This is a genomic window from Klebsiella michiganensis (assembly GCF_002925905.1).
Classification (GTDB): domain Bacteria; phylum Pseudomonadota; class Gammaproteobacteria; order Enterobacterales; family Enterobacteriaceae; genus Klebsiella; species Klebsiella michiganensis.
In genome coordinates this window covers 221,045-240,188 of the sequence record NZ_PRDB01000004.1, presented here as the reverse complement: position 1 = coordinate 240,188, position 19,144 = coordinate 221,045, and the positions used below count along the sequence as shown (strand labels likewise).

At 54.4% G+C, this 19,144-nt stretch carries 15 protein-coding genes and 2 tRNA genes; 16 read left to right on the top strand and 1 reads right to left on the bottom strand.

Going from position 1 to position 19,144, the window contains the following annotated elements:
- Nucleotides 1–3: 3 nt before the first annotated feature.
- The 5 genes from ftsH to CDA56_RS12005 all read left to right on the top strand — a co-directional run bounded on the left by ftsH (nucleotide 4) and on the right by CDA56_RS12005 (nucleotide 4,875).
- On the top strand, nucleotides 4–1,938 hold the full coding sequence (ftsH, locus tag CDA56_RS12025) for an ATP-dependent zinc metalloprotease FtsH (RefSeq protein WP_004854549.1): 1,935 nt from the start codon (nucleotides 4–6) through the stop codon (nucleotides 1,936–1,938).
- A gap of 98 nt (nucleotides 1,939–2,036) precedes the next feature.
- Nucleotides 2,037–2,885 carry a dihydropteroate synthase gene (gene folP, locus CDA56_RS12020; RefSeq protein ID WP_025108148.1) on the top strand — a complete coding sequence of 283 codons (849 nt, stop codon included), beginning with the start codon at nucleotides 2,037–2,039 and terminating at the stop codon, nucleotides 2,883–2,885.
- Nucleotides 2,878–4,215 (top strand): phosphoglucosamine mutase, encoded by a 1,338-nt coding sequence (glmM, locus tag CDA56_RS12015; RefSeq protein ID WP_103814287.1) that lies wholly within the window; start codon nucleotides 2,878–2,880, stop codon nucleotides 4,213–4,215. The genes folP and glmM overlap by 8 nt, the downstream gene beginning before the upstream one ends.
- A gap of 229 nt (nucleotides 4,216–4,444) precedes the next feature.
- Nucleotides 4,445–4,774, top strand: a complete 330-nt coding sequence (secG, locus tag CDA56_RS12010) for a preprotein translocase subunit SecG (RefSeq protein WP_004106103.1) — start codon at nucleotides 4,445–4,447, stop codon at nucleotides 4,772–4,774.
- A gap of 14 nt (nucleotides 4,775–4,788) precedes the next feature.
- Nucleotides 4,789–4,875, top strand: a tRNA-Leu gene (locus CDA56_RS12005).
- 154 nt (nucleotides 4,876–5,029) lie between these two features.
- Here CDA56_RS12005 and argG read toward each other — a convergent pair.
- Entirely contained in the window at nucleotides 5,030–6,373 is a 1,344-nt protein-coding gene (gene argG, locus CDA56_RS12000) for an argininosuccinate synthase (RefSeq protein WP_004106101.1), read from the bottom strand.
- A gap of 308 nt (nucleotides 6,374–6,681) precedes the next feature.
- Here argG and CDA56_RS11995 point away from each other — a divergent pair.
- The 11 genes from CDA56_RS11995 (at nucleotide 6,682) to CDA56_RS11940 (ending at nucleotide 19,008) form a co-directional block, all read left to right on the top strand.
- Nucleotides 6,682–6,758, top strand: a tRNA-Met gene (locus tag CDA56_RS11995).
- Nucleotides 6,759–6,964: 206 nt separating this feature from the next.
- On the top strand, nucleotides 6,965–7,417 hold the full coding sequence (gene rimP, locus CDA56_RS11990; protein ID WP_004125659.1) for a ribosome maturation factor RimP: 453 nt from the start codon (nucleotides 6,965–6,967) through the stop codon (nucleotides 7,415–7,417).
- 27 nt (nucleotides 7,418–7,444) lie between these two features.
- The gene (gene nusA / locus CDA56_RS11985; protein ID WP_004854539.1) at nucleotides 7,445–8,932 is read left to right on the top strand and encodes a transcription termination factor NusA; all 1,488 of its coding nucleotides are present in this window, start codon (nucleotides 7,445–7,447) and stop codon (nucleotides 8,930–8,932) included.
- Nucleotides 8,933–8,956: 24 nt separating this feature from the next.
- Nucleotides 8,957–11,647 carry a translation initiation factor IF-2 gene (gene infB, locus CDA56_RS11980; protein WP_064378043.1) on the top strand — a complete coding sequence of 897 codons (2,691 nt, stop codon included), beginning with the start codon at nucleotides 8,957–8,959 and terminating at the stop codon, nucleotides 11,645–11,647.
- A gap of 91 nt (nucleotides 11,648–11,738) precedes the next feature.
- The gene (rbfA, locus tag CDA56_RS11975; protein ID WP_004106092.1) at nucleotides 11,739–12,140 is read left to right on the top strand and encodes a 30S ribosome-binding factor RbfA; all 402 of its coding nucleotides are present in this window, start codon (nucleotides 11,739–11,741) and stop codon (nucleotides 12,138–12,140) included.
- Nucleotides 12,140–13,084 carry a tRNA pseudouridine(55) synthase TruB gene (gene truB / locus CDA56_RS11970; RefSeq protein ID WP_014839629.1) on the top strand — a complete coding sequence of 315 codons (945 nt, stop codon included), beginning with the start codon at nucleotides 12,140–12,142 and terminating at the stop codon, nucleotides 13,082–13,084. Before rbfA ends, truB begins: the two co-directional genes overlap by 1 nt.
- 147 nt (nucleotides 13,085–13,231) lie before the next feature.
- The gene (gene rpsO / locus CDA56_RS11965; protein ID WP_002918244.1) at nucleotides 13,232–13,501 is read left to right on the top strand and encodes a 30S ribosomal protein S15; all 270 of its coding nucleotides are present in this window, start codon (nucleotides 13,232–13,234) and stop codon (nucleotides 13,499–13,501) included.
- Between the two features lie 241 nt (nucleotides 13,502–13,742).
- The gene (gene pnp, locus CDA56_RS11955; RefSeq protein WP_009651902.1) at nucleotides 13,743–15,881 is read left to right on the top strand and encodes a polyribonucleotide nucleotidyltransferase; all 2,139 of its coding nucleotides are present in this window, start codon (nucleotides 13,743–13,745) and stop codon (nucleotides 15,879–15,881) included.
- A 107-nt stretch (nucleotides 15,882–15,988) separates the two neighbouring features.
- Nucleotides 15,989–16,873 carry a lipoprotein NlpI gene (gene nlpI / locus CDA56_RS11950; protein ID WP_004854535.1) on the top strand — a complete coding sequence of 295 codons (885 nt, stop codon included), beginning with the start codon at nucleotides 15,989–15,991 and terminating at the stop codon, nucleotides 16,871–16,873.
- 100 nt (nucleotides 16,874–16,973) lie between these two features.
- Nucleotides 16,974–17,054: a protein YrbN gene (yrbN, locus tag CDA56_RS11945; RefSeq protein WP_085954934.1), complete on the top strand. Its 81-nt coding sequence runs from the start codon at nucleotides 16,974–16,976 to the stop codon at nucleotides 17,052–17,054.
- Nucleotides 17,047–19,008 carry a DEAD/DEAH family ATP-dependent RNA helicase gene (locus tag CDA56_RS11940; protein ID WP_014839626.1) on the top strand — a complete coding sequence of 654 codons (1,962 nt, stop codon included), beginning with the start codon at nucleotides 17,047–17,049 and terminating at the stop codon, nucleotides 19,006–19,008. The genes yrbN and CDA56_RS11940 overlap by 8 nt, the downstream gene beginning before the upstream one ends.
- Nucleotides 19,009–19,144: the final 136 nt, after the last annotated feature.

The following is a 19,144-nucleotide window of genomic DNA, read 5'->3' as shown; positions in this document are numbered from 1 at the left end:
GACATGGCGAAAAACCTAATACTCTGGCTGGTCATTGCCGTTGTGCTGATGTCAGTATTCCAGAGCTTTGGGCCCAGCGAGTCGAATGGCCGCAAGGTGGATTATTCTACCTTCCTGCAGGAGGTCAATCAGGACCAGGTTCGCGAAGCGCGTATCAACGGACGTGAGATAAACGTTACCAAGAAAGATAGTAACCGTTACACGACCTACATCCCGGTGAACGATCCTAAGCTGCTTGATAACCTTCTGACTAAAAACGTCAAGGTGGTAGGTGAGCCGCCAGAAGAGCCGAGCCTGCTGGCTTCTATCTTCATCTCCTGGTTCCCGATGCTGCTTCTTATCGGCGTCTGGATCTTCTTTATGCGCCAGATGCAGGGCGGCGGTGGCAAAGGCGCCATGTCGTTCGGTAAGAGCAAGGCGCGTATGCTAACGGAAGACCAGATCAAAACCACTTTTGCCGACGTCGCCGGTTGTGACGAAGCGAAAGAAGAAGTCGGTGAACTGGTTGAATACCTGCGCGAGCCGAGCCGTTTCCAGAAGCTGGGCGGTAAAATCCCGAAAGGCGTCCTGATGGTCGGCCCTCCGGGTACCGGTAAAACCTTGCTGGCAAAAGCCATCGCGGGTGAAGCAAAGGTACCGTTCTTTACGATTTCCGGTTCTGACTTCGTTGAAATGTTCGTCGGTGTGGGTGCATCCCGCGTGCGCGACATGTTTGAACAAGCCAAGAAAGCGGCTCCGTGCATCATCTTTATCGATGAAATCGACGCCGTCGGCCGTCAGCGTGGCGCTGGCCTGGGCGGTGGTCACGATGAACGTGAGCAGACGCTGAACCAGATGCTGGTAGAGATGGACGGCTTCGAGGGTAACGAAGGTATCATCGTTATCGCAGCAACCAACCGTCCGGACGTTCTTGACCCTGCGCTGCTGCGTCCAGGCCGCTTTGACCGTCAGGTTGTGGTCGGTCTGCCGGATGTCCGCGGTCGCGAACAGATTCTGAAAGTGCATATGCGTCGCGTACCGCTGGCGCCGGATATCGACGCGGCAATTATCGCCCGCGGTACGCCTGGCTTCTCCGGTGCTGACCTGGCAAACCTGGTGAACGAAGCTGCGCTGTTTGCCGCTCGTGGCAACAAGCGCGTTGTATCGATGGTTGAATTCGAGAAAGCGAAAGACAAAATCATGATGGGTGCGGAACGTCGCTCCATGGTGATGACGGAAGCGCAGAAAGAGTCCACCGCGTATCACGAAGCCGGTCACGCAATTATTGGTCGCCTGGTGCCGGAACACGACCCGGTGCACAAAGTGACGATTATTCCGCGCGGTCGCGCGCTGGGTGTCACCTTCTTCCTGCCTGAAGGCGACGCGATCAGCGCCAGCCGTCAGAAGCTGGAAAGCCAGATTTCTACCCTTTACGGCGGTCGTCTGGCGGAAGAGATTATCTACGGCGTAGAGCATGTTTCTACCGGTGCGTCGAACGACATTAAAGTCGCGACCAACCTGGCGCGTAACATGGTGACCCAGTGGGGCTTCTCTGACAAACTCGGCCCGCTGCTGTATGCCGAAGAAGAAGGTGAAGTATTCCTTGGCCGCAGCGTTGCGAAAGCGAAGCATATGTCCGATGAAACGGCGCGTATCATCGACCAGGAAGTGAAGTCACTGATTGAGCGTAACTACAATCGTGCACGCCAGCTTCTGAACGATAATATGGACATCCTGCACGCGATGAAAGACGCGCTCATGAAATATGAGACCATCGACGCCCCGCAGATTGATGACCTGATGGCTCGCCGCGATGTTCGCCCGCCAGCTGGCTGGGAAGAACCGGGCTCGTCCAATAATTCTGACAACAATGGCACGCCTCGTGCGCCGCGTCCGGTCGATGAACCGCGTACGCCAAACCCGGGTAATACGATGTCAGAACAGCTGGGCGACAAATAAGTTAGCCGTTATTGATGCTGTTGTACTTTTCTAAAACCCCTGAGCGTTTGCTCCGGGGTTTTTCTTTTTCAATCTTTCTCTGACTCAGGGATTTAGCGATGAAACTTGTAGCCCAGGGCTCAACCCTCGATCTCTCTCACCCACATGTGATGGGTATTCTTAACGTTACCCCGGATTCGTTCTCTGATGGCGGGACCCACAACACGCTGGTCGAAGCCGTGAAGCATGCCAATCTGATGATCAATGCCGGGGCGACTATCATTGATATCGGTGGGGAATCGACGCGTCCGGGGGCGGCAGATGTCAGCGTCGAGGAAGAGCTGGCGCGAGTCATTCCGACGGTAGAAGCGATTGCCCAGCGCTTTGAAGTCTGGATTTCCGTTGATACCTCAAAGCCGGAGGTGATCCGCGAGTCAGCGCGTGTTGGCGCGCATATCATCAATGATATCCGCTCGCTGACCGAACCGGGAGCGCTGGAGGCGGCGGCTGAAACGGGCTTGCCGGTGTGCCTGATGCATATGCAGGGTCAGCCGAAGACAATGCAGGATGCCCCGAAGTACGCGGACGTGTTTGCTGACGTTGAGCGCTTTTTTATCGAACATATTGTGCGTTGCGAACGGGCCGGTATCGCAAAAGATAAATTGTTGCTCGACCCGGGATTTGGTTTCGGTAAAAATCTTTCTCATAATTATGAACTGCTTGCCCGACTTGGGGGATTCCATCATTTTGGTCTTCCGCTGCTGGTAGGCATGTCACGTAAGTCGATGGTAGGTCAGTTGCTGAATGTCGGGCCGACGGAACGCCTGAATGGCAGCCTGGCTTGCGCAGTCATTGCTGCAATGCAGGGCGCGCAGATTATTCGCGTCCATGATGTCAAAGAAACGGTAGAAGCGCTGCGCGTGGTGGAAGCTACCCTGGCCGCTAAGGAAAATAAACGTTATGAGTAACCGCAAATATTTTGGTACGGATGGTATTCGTGGCCGCGTAGGCGATGCGCCAATAACGCCAGAATTTGTATTAAAGCTGGGCTGGGCGGCGGGTAAGGTGCTGGCACGCCACGGTTCACGGAAGATTATTATTGGTAAAGATACCCGTATTTCAGGGTATATGCTGGAGTCCGCGCTGGAGGCTGGACTGGCCGCCGCGGGATTATCCGCTTCTTTTACCGGCCCGATGCCAACGCCGGCAATTGCCTATCTGACGCGCACCTTCCGCGCGGAAGCCGGGATTGTGATTTCCGCTTCACATAATCCGTTTTATGACAACGGCATCAAATTCTTCTCTATCGAAGGTACCAAGCTTCCGGATGAGGTAGAAGAAGCCATTGAAGCCGAAATGGAAAAAGAGCTGACCTGCGTGGATTCCGCCGAGCTGGGTAAAGCCAGTCGTATCGTCGACGCCGCCGGTCGCTATATCGAGTTTTGCAAAGGCACCTTTCCGAACGAGCTGAGCCTCAATGCTTTGAAGGTGGTAGTCGATTGCGCTCACGGGGCGACTTATCATATTGCGCCGAATGTTTTCCGCGAGCTGGGCGCTCAGGTTATAGCGATGGGCTGTGAGCCTGATGGCCTCAACATCAATGAAGAGGTCGGGGCGACGGACGTTCGTGCTCTGCAGGCGCGCGTGCTGGCGGAGAAAGCCGACCTGGGTATTGCCTACGATGGCGATGGCGATCGGGTCATCATGGTGGACCACGAAGGCAACAAAGTCGACGGTGACCAGATCCTCTATATCATTGCCCGTGAGGGGCTACGCCAGGGGCAGCTGCGGGGCGGCGCCGTCGGGACGCTCATGAGCAACATGGGCCTTGAACTGGCGCTTAAACAGCTGGGCATTCCTTTCGTTCGCGCGAAGGTGGGCGACCGCTATGTGCTGGAGAAGCTGCAGGAGAAAGGCTGGCGCATTGGCGCAGAAAACTCCGGTCATGTGATCTTACTGGATAAAACCACGACGGGGGATGGAATTGTCGCCAGCCTGCAGGTGGTGGCGGCGATGGTGCGTAACCATATGAGCCTGCACGACCTGTGCAGCGGAATGAAAATGTTCCCGCAGCTTCTGGTTAACGTTCGCTTTACTGAAGGTAGCGGCAACCCGCTGGAACATGAGTATGTAAAAGCAGTAACCGCGGAAGTAGAAGCGGCGCTGGGCAATCGGGGGCGCGTACTGCTGCGTAAATCAGGCACAGAGCCGCTGATTCGCGTTATGGTGGAAGGTGAGCACGAAGAGCAGGTGCACGAATTTGCCCACCGTATCGCCGATGCCGTAAAAAGCGTTTAATCTCTCTTGCTAAGTGATTAAAAAGGCGACGCTTGCCGCCTTTTTAATCGACAAAAAATCGCTTTTTGCTGTTTTTTTCCGCACTTGATACAATGCGCTGAAATTGCCCTTGCGAAGGTCATTCGCTTTGGTTAGTATTCACACCCGCTTCAGTGGGAAACGTTAAAACGTCCCGCTTTATTGGTCGAAGCACTTGGTATGCGGCAAATCCGCAAGGAACAGGTTGATTATGTACGAAGCTCTTTTAGTTGTTTTCCTTATTGTGGCAATTGGCCTTGTGGGTCTGATTATGCTGCAGCAAGGTAAAGGCGCTGATATGGGAGCCTCCTTCGGAGCAGGCGCTTCCGGCACTCTGTTTGGATCCAGCGGTTCAGGTAACTTCATGACCCGTATGACTGGTATCCTGGCTGCGCTGTTCTTCATCATCAGTCTGGCGCTGGGCAATATCAACAGCAACAAGACCAATAAAGGAAGTGAGTGGGATAACCTGAGCGCGCCGAAAACTGAGCAAACTCAGCCGACCGCGCCGGCGCAGCCGAGCAGCGACATCCCGCACTGATAAGCAGTATCCGTACCGAGGTGGTGGAATTGGTAGACACGCTACCTTGAGGTGGTAGTGCCCTAACGGGCTTGTGGGTTCGAGTCCCATCCTCGGTACCAATTTCCTGAAGAAAGACGCTGAAAAGCGTCTTTTTTTTCGTCCCGAAAAAGTTGAGCAGCTGCATCAGCGGCAGATATGTCACTCCGGTTGGGTTCGGGATTTTTCTGCATAAAAAAGGCCGCGTTAGCGGCCTTTGCGAATTTCTCTGGAGCGTTACTTCGCTTTATTTTCGAGGTTTTCCACCTGCGGCAGGCCAGTTGCGGAAGACGCGGTTAGCAGTCCAGACTGCGCGTAGCCAAACAGCTTATCGCGAGTATCGGTGATATCCAGGTTGCGCATTGTCAGCTGGCCGATACGATCCTCAGCGGAGAACATCGAGTCACCTTTTTCCATCGTCAGACGCTCTGCTTTATAGGTCAGATTATCAGAGACGGTATTCAGGATGGAGTAGTCGTTGCCGCGACGCAGTTCAAGCGTCACTTCGCCGGTAATTTGGCTTGCTACCCAGCGCTGCAGTCCGTCGCGCAGCATCAGCGCCTGGGAATCGAACCAGCGCCCTTGATACAGCAGACGACCCAGCTGACGACCGTGCGCGTGGTATTGCTCAATGGTATCTTCGTTATGAATACCGGTCAGCAGACGCTCATAGGCAATATGCAGCAGCGCCATTCCCGGGGCTTCATAGATGCCGCGGCTCTTTGCTTCGATGATACGGTTTTCGATCTGATCGCTCATACCCAGACCATGACGGCCGCCGATGCGGTTAGCCTCCAGCATCAGTTCAACGTCATCGCTAAAGGTCTGCCCGTTCAGCGCAACCGGATGGCCCTGTTCAAAGCGAACGGTGACTTCTTCCGCAGGGATTTTGACGCTTTCATCCCAGAACTTGACGCCCATAATCGGGTTCACAATCTTGACGCTGGAGTTCAGGAATTCAAGATCTTTAGCTTCGTGCGTCGCGCCCAGCATATTGGAGTCGGTTGAGTAGGCTTTTTCAACGGACATTTTATAGTCAAACCCGCAGGAGATCATAAACTCTGACATCTCCTGGCGGCCGCCTAACTCGTCGATAAAGTCGCTATCCAGCCACGGTTTGTAAATTTTCAGCTCAGCGTTGGTCAGCAGGCCGTAACGATAGAAACGTTCGATATCGTTGCCTTTATAGGTACTCCCGTCGCCCCAGATGTTAACACCGTCTTCCTTCATTGCGGCGACCAGCATGGTACCGGTCACTGCGCGGCCCAGCGGCGTAGTATTAAAGTAGGTCAACCCGCCGGTGGTGTTATGAAATGCGCCGCACTGGATCGCGGCAATGCCTTCCGCAACCAGCTGCTTACGGCAGTCGATCAGACGAGCCCCTTCAGCACCATACTCTTTGGCACGACGAGGAATGGCCTCGTAATCGTCTTCGTCTGGCTGTCCCAGATTGGCGGTATATGCATAAGGGACTGCTCCCTTTTTACGCATCCACAGCAGCGCGGCGCTGGTATCCAGCCCACCAGAAAAAGCAATACCAATACGTTGGCCAACCGGGAGATGCTTGAGAATCGTCGTCATAAAATAAAACCCTGCTAGATAGACTGTGGTGAGTTTGACTCAACAATCTTTATTGCATGTTTATGCATTAATTGTGAGTTTTCATTTAATCATCTTTTGCTGGCGACAGGAAGAGGCTGAGCCGCTTTTTGCCAAAAAACCCAGAAATACCAGCATGAACCGAAACCTGGCAATGTGAAATTCATGTTGACAAAATATATGAAGTATCAATACAATTCACTACGATTTTATGTCCCGTCTCTCGGTACCAAATCCCAGCAGTATTTGCGTCTTTTACTCAAAACGAGTAAAATATGCCACGTTTCAGGCGCGGGGTGGAGCAGCCTGGTAGCTCGTCGGGCTCATAACCCGAAGGTCGTCGGTTCAAATCCGGCCCCCGCAACCACTTTCCCATTAAGTACTTTTTCAAATATACTGTGAGGACCGGGTCCTTCGTAGACGAATTTGAAAGAATTCTTCTGGAAAGTGTTCCAGATCGCAGTTGCGATCTCAGGGTTCAGTTATCTAAAGCCCCGATTTATCGGGGTTTTTTGTTATCTGACTTCAGAATAACTGGGCTATACGCCCTTTTTTTATGTCTTGGGGGTGGGTTTGTCCACATTAGAGCAAAAATTAACAGAGATGCTCACAGCGCCAGTTGAAGCGCTTGGCTTTGAGCTGGTCGGCATCGAATTTATTCGCGGTCGCACGTCCACACTGCGCATCTATATTGATAGTGAAGATGGCATCAATGTTGATGATTGTGCTGATGTGAGCCACCAGGTCAGTGCTGTTATGGACGTAGAAGACCCGATTACAGTCGCTTATAACCTGGAAGTTTCTTCTCCAGGTCTCGATCGTCCTATGTTTACCGCCGAGCACTATGAGCGTTTCATCGGCGAAGAAGTTTCGCTGGTTTTGCGCATGGCGGTACAGAACCGACGCAAATGGCAGGGCCTTATCAAAGCGGTAGACGGTGAGATGATCACGGTAACCGTCGAAGGCAAAGATGAAGTGTTCGCGCTGAGTAACATCCAGAAGGCGAACCTGGTTCCCCACTTTTAACAGTCTGGATTGAGGTGAAAGGCCCCGATGAACAAAGAAATTTTGGCTGTTGTTGAAGCCGTTTCCAACGAAAAGGCGCTGCCGCGTGAGAAAATTTTCGAAGCGTTGGAAAGTGCGCTAGCAACGGCTACCAAGAAAAAATATGAGCAAGAGATCGACGTTCGCGTAGAAATCGATCGTAAAAGCGGTGATTTCGACACATTCCGTCGTTGGCTGGTTGTTGAAGAAGTGACCCAGCCGACTCGCGAAATCACGCTGGAAGCTGCGCGTTTCGAAGATGAAAGCATGAATCCTGGCGATTACGTCGAAGACCAGATTGAGTCTGTCACCTTTGACCGTATCACTACGCAGACCGCGAAGCAGGTTATCGTACAAAAAGTACGTGAAGCCGAACGCGCAATGGTCGTCGATCAGTTCCGTGAGCACGAAGGTGAAATCATCACGGGCGTAGTGAAGAAAGTGAACCGCGACAATATTACGCTGGATCTGGGCAACAACGCTGAAGCCGTGATCCTGCGCGAAGACATGCTGCCGCGTGAGAACTTCCGTCCGGGTGACCGTATCCGCGGCGTACTGTACGCAGTTCGTCCGGAAGCGCGTGGCGCGCAGCTGTTCGTGACTCGCTCCAAGCCGGAAATGCTGGTTGAACTGTTCCGCATTGAAGTTCCGGAAATCGGTGAAGAAGTTCTCGAAATTAAAGCGGCGGCTCGCGATCCTGGCTCTCGTGCCAAAATCGCGGTTAAAACCAACGACAAGCGCATCGATCCGGTTGGCGCCTGCGTCGGTATGCGCGGCGCGCGCGTTCAGGCAGTCTCGACTGAGCTGGGCGGCGAGCGTATCGATATCGTGCTGTGGGACGATAACCCGGCGCAGTTTGTCATTAACGCCATGGCTCCGGCTGACGTCGCATCTATCGTGGTAGATGAAGACAAGCACACCATGGATATCGCAGTAGAAGCGGGCAACCTGGCGCAGGCCATTGGCCGTAACGGTCAGAACGTCCGTCTGGCGTCTCAGCTGAGCGGCTGGGAACTCAACGTCATGACCGTTGATGACCTCCAGGCTAAGCATCAGGCTGAAGCCCATGCAGCGATTGATACCTTCACTAAATATCTTGATATTGATGAAGATTTCGCCACGCTGCTGGTTGAAGAAGGTTTCGCCACTCTGGAAGAGCTGGCCTATGTGCCAATGAAAGAACTGCTGGAAATTGACGGTCTGGATGAAGCGACCGTTGAAGCACTTCGTGAGCGGGCGAAAAACGCGCTGACCACGCTGGCGCTGGCCAAAGAAGAGAGCCTGGGTGACAGCAAACCTGCCGACGATCTGTTGAATCTGGAAGGTTTGGATCGCGCTCTGGCATTCACCCTGGCCGCCCGTGGTGTTTGTACGCTGGAAGATCTCGCCGAGCAGGGCATTGATGATCTGGCTGATATCGAAGGCTTGACCGACGAGAAAGCCGGAGAACTTATCATGGCCGCTCGTAATATTTGTTGGTTCGGCGACGAAGCGTAATAAACTGTAGCAGGAAGGAACAGCATGACAGATGTGACCATTAAAGCGCTGGCCTCAGAGATTCAGACCTCTGTGGATCGCCTGATACAGCAATTTGCTGATGCAGGGATCCGCAAATCGGCTGATGATTCTGTGACCGCGCAAGAGAAGCAAACCTTGTTGACGCACCTGAACCGTGAACACGGCTCAGCGCCCGACAAGCTGACGCTGCAGCGCAAAACGCGCAGCACGTTAAATATTCCGGGTACCGGTGGAAAGAGTAAGTCGGTACAAATCGAAGTCCGCAAGAAACGCACCTTTGTGAAACGCGATCCGCAAGAGGCCGAACGCCTTGCCGCGGAAGAGCAGGCGCAGCGTGAAGCGGAAGAGCAAGCCCGTCGTGAGGCAGAAGAAGCTGCCAAACGCGAGGCGCAATTAAAAGCTGAACGTGAGGCCGCAGAACAAGCGAAACGTGAACTCGCCGATAAAGCGAAACGTGAAGCCGCGGAAAAAGACAAAGTGAGCAATCAACAAACCGACGATATGACCAAAACCGCCCAGGCTGAAAAGCAACGCCGCGAAAACGAAGCTGCGGAGCTGAAGCGCAAATCGGAAGAAGAAGCACGCCGCAAACTTGAAGAAGAAGCGCGCCGTGTAGCGGAAGAAGCACGCCGTATGGCTCAAGAAAATGAAAAGAACTGGACTGAAGCGCCAGAAACCCCTGAAGAGACCACTGACTATCACGTAACGACTTCTCAGCATGCGCGTCAGGCTGAAGACGATAACGATCGTGAAGTTGAAGGCGGTCGCGGCCGTGGACGTAATGCGAAAGCAGCGCGTCCGGCTAAGAAAGGCAACAAACACGCTGAATCGAAAGCCGATCGTGAAGAAGCCCGTGCGGCCGTTCGCGGCGGTAAAGGTGGCAAGCATCGTAAAGGTTCTGCTCTGCAGCAAGGCTTCCAGAAGCCGGCTCAGGCGGTTAACCGTGATGTTATCATCGGCGAAACCATCACCGTTGGCGATCTGGCCAACAAGATGGCCATCAAAGGTTCTCAGGTCATCAAAGCGATGATGAAGCTGGGCGCCATGGCGACGATTAACCAGGTCATCGACCAGGAAACCGCACAGCTGGTTGCCGAAGAGATGGGCCACAAAGTTATCCTGCGTCGTGAAAACGAGCTGGAAGAAGCGGTAATGAGCGACCGTGACACCGGTGCTGCGGCTGAACCGCGCGCACCGGTTGTGACCATCATGGGTCACGTTGACCACGGTAAAACCTCTCTGCTGGACTACATTCGTTCAACGAAAGTGGCCTCTGGCGAAGCGGGCGGCATTACCCAGCACATCGGTGCGTACCACGTCGAAACCGACAACGGTATGATCACCTTCCTGGATACCCCGGGTCACGCCGCGTTTACCTCTATGCGTGCTCGTGGTGCGCAGGCGACGGATATCGTGGTTCTGGTTGTGGCGGCAGACGACGGCGTAATGCCGCAGACTATCGAAGCTATCCAGCACGCGAAAGCGGCGCAGGTACCTCTGGTGGTTGCGGTGAACAAAATCGATAAGCCGGAAGCGGACCTGGATCGCGTTAAAAACGAGCTCTCTCAGTACGGCGTTATGCCGGAAGAGTGGGGTGGCGAAGCGCAGTTCATCCCTGTATCCGCTAAAGCCGGTACCGGTATTGACGATCTGCTGAATGCTATCCTGCTGCAGGCTGAAGTTCTGGAGCTGAAAGCGGTTCGCAACGGTATGGCGAGCGGCGCGGTTATCGAATCTTTCCTCGATAAAGGTCGTGGTCCGGTTGCCACCGTTCTGGTACGCGAAGGTACGCTGCATAAAGGCGACATCGTCCTGTGCGGTTTCGAATACGGTCGCGTTCGTGCGATGCGTAACGAACTGGGTCAGGAAGTGCTGGAAGCGGGTCCGTCCATTCCGGTGGAAATCCTTGGCCTGTCAGGTGTACCGGCTGCCGGTGACGAAGTGACCGTTGTGCGTGACGAGAAAAAAGCACGTGAAGTTGCGCTGTATCGTCAGGGTAAATTCCGTGAAGTTAAACTGGCTCGTCAGCAGAAATCTAAGCTTGAGAACATGTTCGCCAACATGACCGAAGGCGAAGTTCACGAAGTGAACATCGTCCTCAAAGCGGACGTGCAGGGCTCTGTGGAAGCGATCTCCGACTCCTTGCTGAAACTGTCTACCGACGAAGTGAAAGTGAAGATTATCGGTTCCGGCGTAGGTGGTATCACCGAAACCGACGCGACCCTGGCGGCCGCATCCAACGCGATTCTGGTTGGCTTCAACGTACGTGCTGATGCATCCGCACGTAAAGTTATCGACGCGGAAAGCCTGGATCTGCGCTACTACTCCGTCATCTACCATCTGATCGACGAAGTGAAAGCAGCGATGAGCGGCATGCTGTCTCCGGAACTGAAACAGCAGATCATTGGTCTGGCTGAAGTCCGTGATGTGTTCAAATCGCCGAAATTCGGCGCCATCGCAGGCTGTATGGTTACCGAAGGTACGATCAAGCGTCATAACCCAATCCGCGTCCTGCGCGACAACGTGGTTATCTATGAAGGCGAGCTGGAATCCCTGCGCCGCTTCAAAGATGACGTTAACGAAGTTCGTAACGGTATGGAGTGTGGTATCGGCGTTAAGAACTACAACGACGTTCGCGTTGGCGATATGATCGAAGTGTTCGAAATCATCGAGATTCAACGTACCATCGATTAATCGTTTAGTAGGCCGGGGAAGCGCAGCGCCACCCGGTTATACAAAATTAAAGGGGGCCGCGTGGCCCCCTTATTTGTCTGGAGAATTTATTATGGCGAAAGAATTTGGTCGCCCGCAGCGCGTGGCCCAGGAGATGCAAAAAGAGATCGCAATCATCCTGCAGCGCGAAATTAAAGACCCGCGTCTGGGCATGATGACGACCGTTTCAGGCGTTGAAATGTCCCGCGACCTGGCCTATGCCAAAGTGTTTGTGACCTTCCTGAACGACAAAGACGAAGCCGCAGTGAAAGCGGGGATCAAGGCCTTACAGGAAGCGTCTGGTTTTATCCGCTCGTTGCTGGGCAAAGCGATGCGCCTGCGTATCGTGCCGGAACTGACCTTCTTCTACGACAATTCATTAGTCGAAGGGATGCGCATGTCGAACCTGGTGACCAGCGTGGTAAAACATGACGATGAACGTCGTGTGAACCCGGACGACAGTAAGGAGGACTAATGAGTCGTCCTCGTCGTCGCGGCCGTGACGTGCATGGCGTACTGTTGCTGGATAAACCGCAGGGCGCATCCAGCAACGACGTGCTGCAGAAAGTTAAGCGGCTTTATAATGCTAATCGGGCAGGGCACACCGGGGCGCTGGATCCGCTGGCGACCGGTATGCTGCCGATTTGCCTCGGGGAAGCGACAAAGTTTTCCCAGTATCTGCTCGATTCTGACAAGCGCTACCGCGTGATTGCCAGGCTTGGCCAGCGCACCGATACCTCTGATGCCGATGGCCAGGTGGTGGAGGAGCGTCCGCTGACGTTTAGCCCGGAGCAGCTGGCGGCAGCGCTCGACGGCTTCCGTGGCGAAACCCAGCAGGTACCGTCGATGTATTCGGCGCTGAAATACCAGGGGAAAAAGCTGTACGAATATGCCCGACAGGGGATTGAAGTACCGCGTGAATCCCGGCCGATTACGGTGTACGAGCTGCTGTTTATTCGCCATGAGGGGACGGAGCTCGAGCTGGAGATTCACTGCTCGAAAGGCACCTATATCCGCACGATTATTGATGATTTAGGCGAGAAACTCGGGTGCGGTGCGCACGTCATTTTCCTGCGTCGCCTGGCTGTCAGTAAATATCCCGTCGAACGGATGGTGACGCTGGAGCAGCTGCAGGCGCTTGTCGAACAAGCACATGCGCAGGATATTCCCGCAGCCCAGCTGCTGGACCCGCTGCTGATGCCGATGGACAGCCCGGCTTCGGATTACCCGCTGGTGAATATTCCGGAAACCTCGGCCGTCTACTTTAAAAACGGTAACCCGGTGCGGACATCGGGCGCGCCGCTGCAGGGGCTGGTTCGCGTTACTGAAGGCGCTGAAGAGAAGTTTCTTGGTATGGGTGAGATGGATGATGAAGGCCGCGTGGCGCCTCGTCGTCTGGTGGTTGAATACCCTGTCTGAGCGCTTTCCTTGCGATAAAAGGCTGCTGCGAGTAGAATATCGCCGCTTAACACTCGCCAACGTGTTTTAACATTTGCGAGCGTTATATCAGGGGTTGCTGAATTAGAGATCGGCACCCTTTCTTTCTTTTAATTTTGGAGTTCGAAAATGTCTCTAAGCGTTGAAGCTAAAGCAAAAATCGTTTCTGAGTTCGGTCGTGGCGAAAACGACAGCGGTTCTACTGAAGTTCAGGTTGCACTGCTGACTGCACAGATCAACCACCTGCAGGGTCACTTTGCAGAGCACAAAAAAGATCACCACAGCCGTCGTGGTCTGCTGCGCATGGTTTCTCAGCGTCGTAAACTGCTCGACTACCTGAAACGTAAAGATGTTGCACGTTACTCTGCGCTGATCGAGCGTCTGGGTCTGCGTCGCTAATTCTGCGAGTTTCAGAAGAAGGGGCCTCACGGCCCCTTTTTTCGACCGGGCGGCAGCAATTCATTAAAAACTCATGTATTGTTGCTATTAATGATCTTCATGCAGAGGTTCGCGCGGCTAATGAGAGGCTTGACTCGCAGGGGCGGGTAAAGGTTGTCATTAGTCGCGAGGATGCAGAAGATCGGGTCATACGATGTCTTATCGTGGATTTGACATCATCTATAGATAAAAGGATAGAATTTTGCTTAATCCGATCGTTCGTAAATTCCAGTACGGCCAACATACCGTAACGCTGGAGACCGGCATGATGGCGCGCCAGGCAACTGCCGCCGTTATGGTTAGCATGGATGACACCGCGGTATTCGTTACCGTTGTGGGCCAGAAAAAAGCGAAGCCAGGCCAGGATTTCTTCCCGCTGACCGTTAACTATCAAGAGCGTACCTACGCTGCAGGTAAAATCCCGGGTGGTTTCTTCCGTCGTGAAGGCCGTCCGAGCGAAGGCGAAACCCTGATCGCGCGTCTGATTGACCGCCCGGTTCGCCCGCTGTTCCCGGAAGGCTTCGTTAACGAAGTTCAGGTTATCGCGACCGTGGTTTCCGTTAACCCGCAGGTTAACCCGGATATCGTCGCGATGATCGGCGCTTCCGCAGCGCTGTCCCTGTCCGGTATTCCTTTCAACGGCCCAATTGGCGCCGCTCGCGTGGGTTATATTAATGACCAGTACGTGCTGAACCCGACCCAGGAAGAGCTGAAGTCCAGCAAACTGGATCTGGTTGTCGCAGGTACCGAAGCCGCAGTACTGATGGTTGAATCCGAAGCTGAACTGCTGAGCGAAGACCAGATGCTGGGCGCGGTCGTGTTTGGTCACGACCAGCAGCAGGTGGTTATTCAGAACATCAACGATCTGGTGAAAGAAGCCGGTAAGCCGCGCTGGGACTGGCAGCCGGAAGTGGTTGATGCGGCGCTGAACGCGCGCGTTGCCGCGCTGGCTGAATCTCGCTTGAGCGATGCTTACCGTATCACCGACAAACAGGAGCGCTATGCTCAGGTTGACGTGATCAAATCTGAAACTATCGCGACCCTGGTTGCGGAAGATGAAGCTCTGGACGCTAACGAACTGGGCGAAATCCTGCACGCAATCGAGAAAAACGTGGTGCGTAGCCGCGTACTGGCCGGTGAGCCGCGTATCGATGGTCGTGAAAAAGATATGATTCGTGGTCTGGACGTTCGTACCGGCGTTCTGCCGCGTACCCACGGTTCCGCACTGTTTACCCGTGGCGAAACTCAGGCGCTGGTTACTGCGACCCTGGGCACCGCACGCGACGCGCAGAACATCGATGAACTGATGGGCGAGCGCACGGACTCCTTCCTGTTCCACTATAACTTCCCTCCGTACTCCGTAGGCGAAACGGGAATGGTCGGTTCTCCGAAGCGTCGTGAAATTGGTCACGGTCGTCTGGCTAAGCGCGGCGTACTGGCCGTGATGCCGACTATCGAAGAGTTCCCGTACACCGTTCGCGTGGTTTCTGAAATCACCGAATCTAACGGCTCCTCCTCCATGGCTTCCGTTTGTGGCGCTTCTCTGGCGCTGATGGACGCAGGCGTGCCGGTGAAAGCCGCCGTTGCGGGTATCGCAATGGGTCTGGTGAAAGAAGGCGACAACTTCGTTGTACTGTCTGACATTCTGGGCGATGAAGATCACCTGGGCGATATGGACTTCAAAGTAGCGGGTTCCCGCGAAGGTATCTCTGCTCTGCAGATGGATATCAAAATTGAAGGTATCACCAAAGAGATCATGCAGGTTGCTCTGAACCAGGCTAAAGGTGCGCGTCTGCACATCCTGGGCGTGATGGAACAGGCGATTAACGCGCCGCGCGGCGATATCTCTGAATTCGCACCGCGTATCCACACGATCAAGATCAGTCCGGACAAAATCAAAGACGTTATCGGTAAGGGCGGTTCCGTTATTCGTGCGCTGACCGAAGAAACCGGCACCACTATCGAAATCGAAGATGACGGTACCGTGAAGATCGCGGCAACCGATGGCGACAAAGCGCAGCACGCGATTCGTCGTATCGAAGAGATCACCGCTGAGATCGAAGTTGGCCGTATCTACAACGGTAAAGTGACCCGTATCGTTGACTTTGGCGCGTTTGTTGCCATTGGCGGCGGTAAAGAAGGTCTGGTTCACATCTCTCAAATCGCCGACAAGCGCGTTGAGAAAGTGACCGACTATCTGCAGATGGGTCAGGAAGTGCCGGTTAAGGTTCTGGAAGTTGACCGTCAGGGCCGTGTCCGTCTGAGCATCAAAGAAGCAACTGAACAAACTCAGCCTGCGGCTGCGCCGGAAGCTCCGGCTGCCGAACAGCAGGGCGAGTAAGGTTGCCGTTTGCCCTCCGCATTGCGGAGGGCGCATTGCGGGCAGGACGCCCTGTTTGCAGCCGGGGAACTGGACGTTCATCCAATCGTTGTCTTCGGGAGTGGGAAATGAAGCCTTTTTTGCGCTGGTGTTTCGTGGCGACAGCTCTCACGCTGGCAGGATGCAGCAACTCTGCCTGGCGTAAGGACGCAGTCCTCGCGGTGCCATTGCAACCGACTTTGCAGCAGGAAGTGATTCTGGCGCGCATGGAACAAATTCTTGCCAGTCGGGCTTTAACCGATGACGAACGCGCACAGCTTTTATATGAGCGCGGAGTGTTGTATGATAGTCTCGGTCTGAGGGCATTAGCGCGAAATGATTTTTCACAAGCGCTGGCAATCCGACCGGATATGCCTGAAGTATTCAATTACTTAGGCATTTACTTAACGCAGGCAGGCAATTTTGATGCTGCCTATGAAGCGTTTGATTCTGTACTTGAGCTTGATCCAACTTACAACTACGCGCACTTAAATCGCGGTATCGCCCTGTATTACGGCGGTCGCGCTAAGTTAGCGCAAGATGATCTGCTGGCGTTTTATCAAGACGATCCCAATGATCCTTTCCGAAGCCTGTGGCTTTATCTCGCCGAGCGTCAGCTCGATGAGAAGCAGGCGCTTGAAGCACTGAGACAGCGCTTAAACAAGTCGGATAAAGAACAATGGGGATGGAACATTGTCGGGTTCTACCTTGGCGACATTAGCGAAAAAGAGCTAATGGACCGTCTGAAGGCAGACGCAACGGATAACACCTCGCTCGCTGAGCATCTCAGTGAAACCAACTTCTATTTAGGTAAGTACTACCTAAGTCTGGGGGACAAGGACAGCGCTACGGCACTGTTCAAACTGGCGGTCGCAAACAACGTTCATAACTACGTTGAGCACCGATACGCATTGTTGGAATTATCGCTCTTGGGCCAGGAGCAAGATGACCTGGCAGAATCGGACCAGCAATAGCTGACGAACACATCAGCCCTTTTTTGATTGCCATCACCTTTGCGGGTGAGGGCGTTGTTGTTCGTTAATACACCTACTTTGAGCCGGTTCACACTTTTCAATGAAAATTACCGAAAATTTTCACGATGAGTTATGTAGACTGGCCGCCATTAATTTTGAGGCACACGTACTACATGGCTGAATTCGAAACCACTTTTGCAGATCTGGGCCTGAAGGCTCCCATCCTTGAAGCGCTTAACGATCTGGGTTACGAAAAACCATCTCCGATCCAGGCTGAGTGCATTCCGCATCTGCTGGGCGGCCGCGACGTTCTGGGTATGGCCCAGACGGGTAGCGGTAAAACCGCAGCGTTCTCTTTACCGCTGCTGAACAACATCGATCCTGAGCTGAGAGCACCGCAGATTCTGGTGCTGGCGCCGACCCGCGAACTGGCGGTACAGGTTGCTGAAGCAATGACGGAATTCTCTAAACATATGCGCGGCGTAAACGTGGTTGCCCTGTACGGCGGCCAGCGTTATGACGTGCAGCTGCGCGCGCTGCGTCAGGGGCCGCAAATCGTTGTCGGTACCCCGGGTCGTCTGCTGGACCACCTGAAACGCGGTACGCTGGATCTCTCTAAGTTGAGCGGTCTGGTTCTGGATGAAGCTGACGAAATGCTGCGCATGGGCTTCATCGAAGACGTAGAAACCATTATGGCGCAGATCCCGGAGGGTCATCAGACCGCTCTGTTCTCTGCCACCATGCCGGAAGCCATTCGCCGTATTACCCGCCGCTTTATGAAAGAGCCGCAGGAAGTGCGCATCCAGTCGAGCGTAACGACTCGCCCGGACATCAGCCAGAGCTACTGGACTGCTTACGGTATGCGTAAAAACGAAGCGCTGGTGCGTTTCCTGGAAGCGGAAGATTTTGATGCGGCGATTATCTTCGTTCGTACCAAAAACGCGACCCTGGAAGTGGCCGAAGCGCTGGAGCGTAGCGGTTATAGCAGCGCTGCGCTGAACGGCGATATGAACCAGTCCCTGCGTGAGCAGACTCTGGAGCGTCTGAAGGACGGTCGTCTGGATATCCTGATTGCAACCGACGTTGCGGCCCGTGGCCTGGACGTTGAGCGTATCAGCCTGGTGGTTAACTATGATATCCCGATGGATTCCGAGTCTTACGTTCACCGTATCGGCCGTACCGGTCGTGCGGGTCGTGCTGGCCGCGCGCTGCTGTTCGTTGAGAACCGCGAGCGTCGTCTGCTGCGCAATATCGAACGTACGATGAAGCTGACCATTCCGGAAGTTGAACTGCCGAACGCAGAACTGCTGGGCAAACGCCGTCTGGAAAAATTCGCGGCGAAAGTTCAGCAGCAGCTGGAAAGCAGCGATCTGGATCAGTACCGTGCGCTGCTGGCGAAAATCCAGCCGTCTGCCGAAGGCGAAGAGCTGGACGTGGAAACGCTGGCCGCCGCGCTGCTGAAAATGGCTCAGGGCGAACGTCCGCTGATCCTGCCGCCGGATGCGCCTATGCGTCCTAAGCGCGAGTTCCGCGACCGTGACGATCGTTTCGAACGTCGCGGCGACCGTAACGACCGTGGCCCGCGCGGCGACCGTCCGGAACGCAGCGGCGAAGATCGTCCGAAGCGTGAGCGTCGTGACGTTGGCGATATGGAACTGTACCGTATTGAAGTGGGCCGTGATGACGGCGTTGAAGTTCGTCACATCGTTGGCGCAATTGCTAACGAAGGCGACATCAGCAGCCGTTACATCGGTAACATCAAGCTGTTTGGTTCTCACTCCACCATCGAACTGCCGAAAGGCATGCCGGGCGAAGTGCTGCAGCACTTTACGCGTACCCGCATCCTGAACAAGCCGATGAACATGCAGCTGCTGGGCGATGCTCAGCCGCGTCCTGAACGCAGCGGCGAACGTCGTGGCGGCGGTGAGCGTCGTGAAGGCGGTCGTAGCTTCGGCGGCGGTGAACGTCGTGAAGGCCGTGGTTTCGGCGGTGAGCGTCGCGAAGGCGGCCGTGGTGAAGGTCGTCGTTTCAGCGGCGAACGTCGTGAAGGTGGCCGCGCGCCGCGCCGCGATGATGCTTCAGCTCCGCGTCGCGATGACTCCGCAGGTCGTCGTCGTTTCGGTGGCGATGCATAATTAGCGCTTTCCGCTAACGTAAAGTAAACGATACAGCCCCGATCTTTATGATTGGGGCTTTTTTTATTCCCTTTGTACTCGTGTACTGGTACAGTGCGTCACGTTGATAACAAGAAAAGTATTTTCGACTGGAGAT

Coding starts and splice junctions, on each gene's coding strand:
- ftsH (WP_004854549.1), top strand. CDS start 4: ATGGCGAAAAACCTAATACTCTGGCTGGTCATTGCCGTTGTGCTGATG.
- folP (WP_025108148.1), top strand. CDS start 2,037: ATGAAACTTGTAGCCCAGGGCTCAACCCTCGATCTCTCTCACCCACAT.
- glmM (WP_103814287.1), top strand. CDS start 2,878: ATGAGTAACCGCAAATATTTTGGTACGGATGGTATTCGTGGCCGCGTA.
- secG (WP_004106103.1), top strand. CDS start 4,445: ATGTACGAAGCTCTTTTAGTTGTTTTCCTTATTGTGGCAATTGGCCTT.
- argG (WP_004106101.1), bottom strand. CDS start 6,373: ATGACGACGATTCTCAAGCATCTCCCGGTTGGCCAACGTATTGGTATT.
- nusA (WP_004854539.1), top strand. CDS start 7,445: ATGAACAAAGAAATTTTGGCTGTTGTTGAAGCCGTTTCCAACGAAAAG.
- infB (WP_064378043.1), top strand. CDS start 8,957: ATGACAGATGTGACCATTAAAGCGCTGGCCTCAGAGATTCAGACCTCT.
- rbfA (WP_004106092.1), top strand. CDS start 11,739: ATGGCGAAAGAATTTGGTCGCCCGCAGCGCGTGGCCCAGGAGATGCAA.
- truB (WP_014839629.1), top strand. CDS start 12,140: ATGAGTCGTCCTCGTCGTCGCGGCCGTGACGTGCATGGCGTACTGTTG.
- rpsO (WP_002918244.1), top strand. CDS start 13,232: ATGTCTCTAAGCGTTGAAGCTAAAGCAAAAATCGTTTCTGAGTTCGGT.
- nlpI (WP_004854535.1), top strand. CDS start 15,989: ATGAAGCCTTTTTTGCGCTGGTGTTTCGTGGCGACAGCTCTCACGCTG.
- yrbN (WP_085954934.1), top strand. CDS start 16,974: ATGAAAATTACCGAAAATTTTCACGATGAGTTATGTAGACTGGCCGCC.
- CDA56_RS11940 (WP_014839626.1), top strand. CDS start 17,047: ATGGCTGAATTCGAAACCACTTTTGCAGATCTGGGCCTGAAGGCTCCC.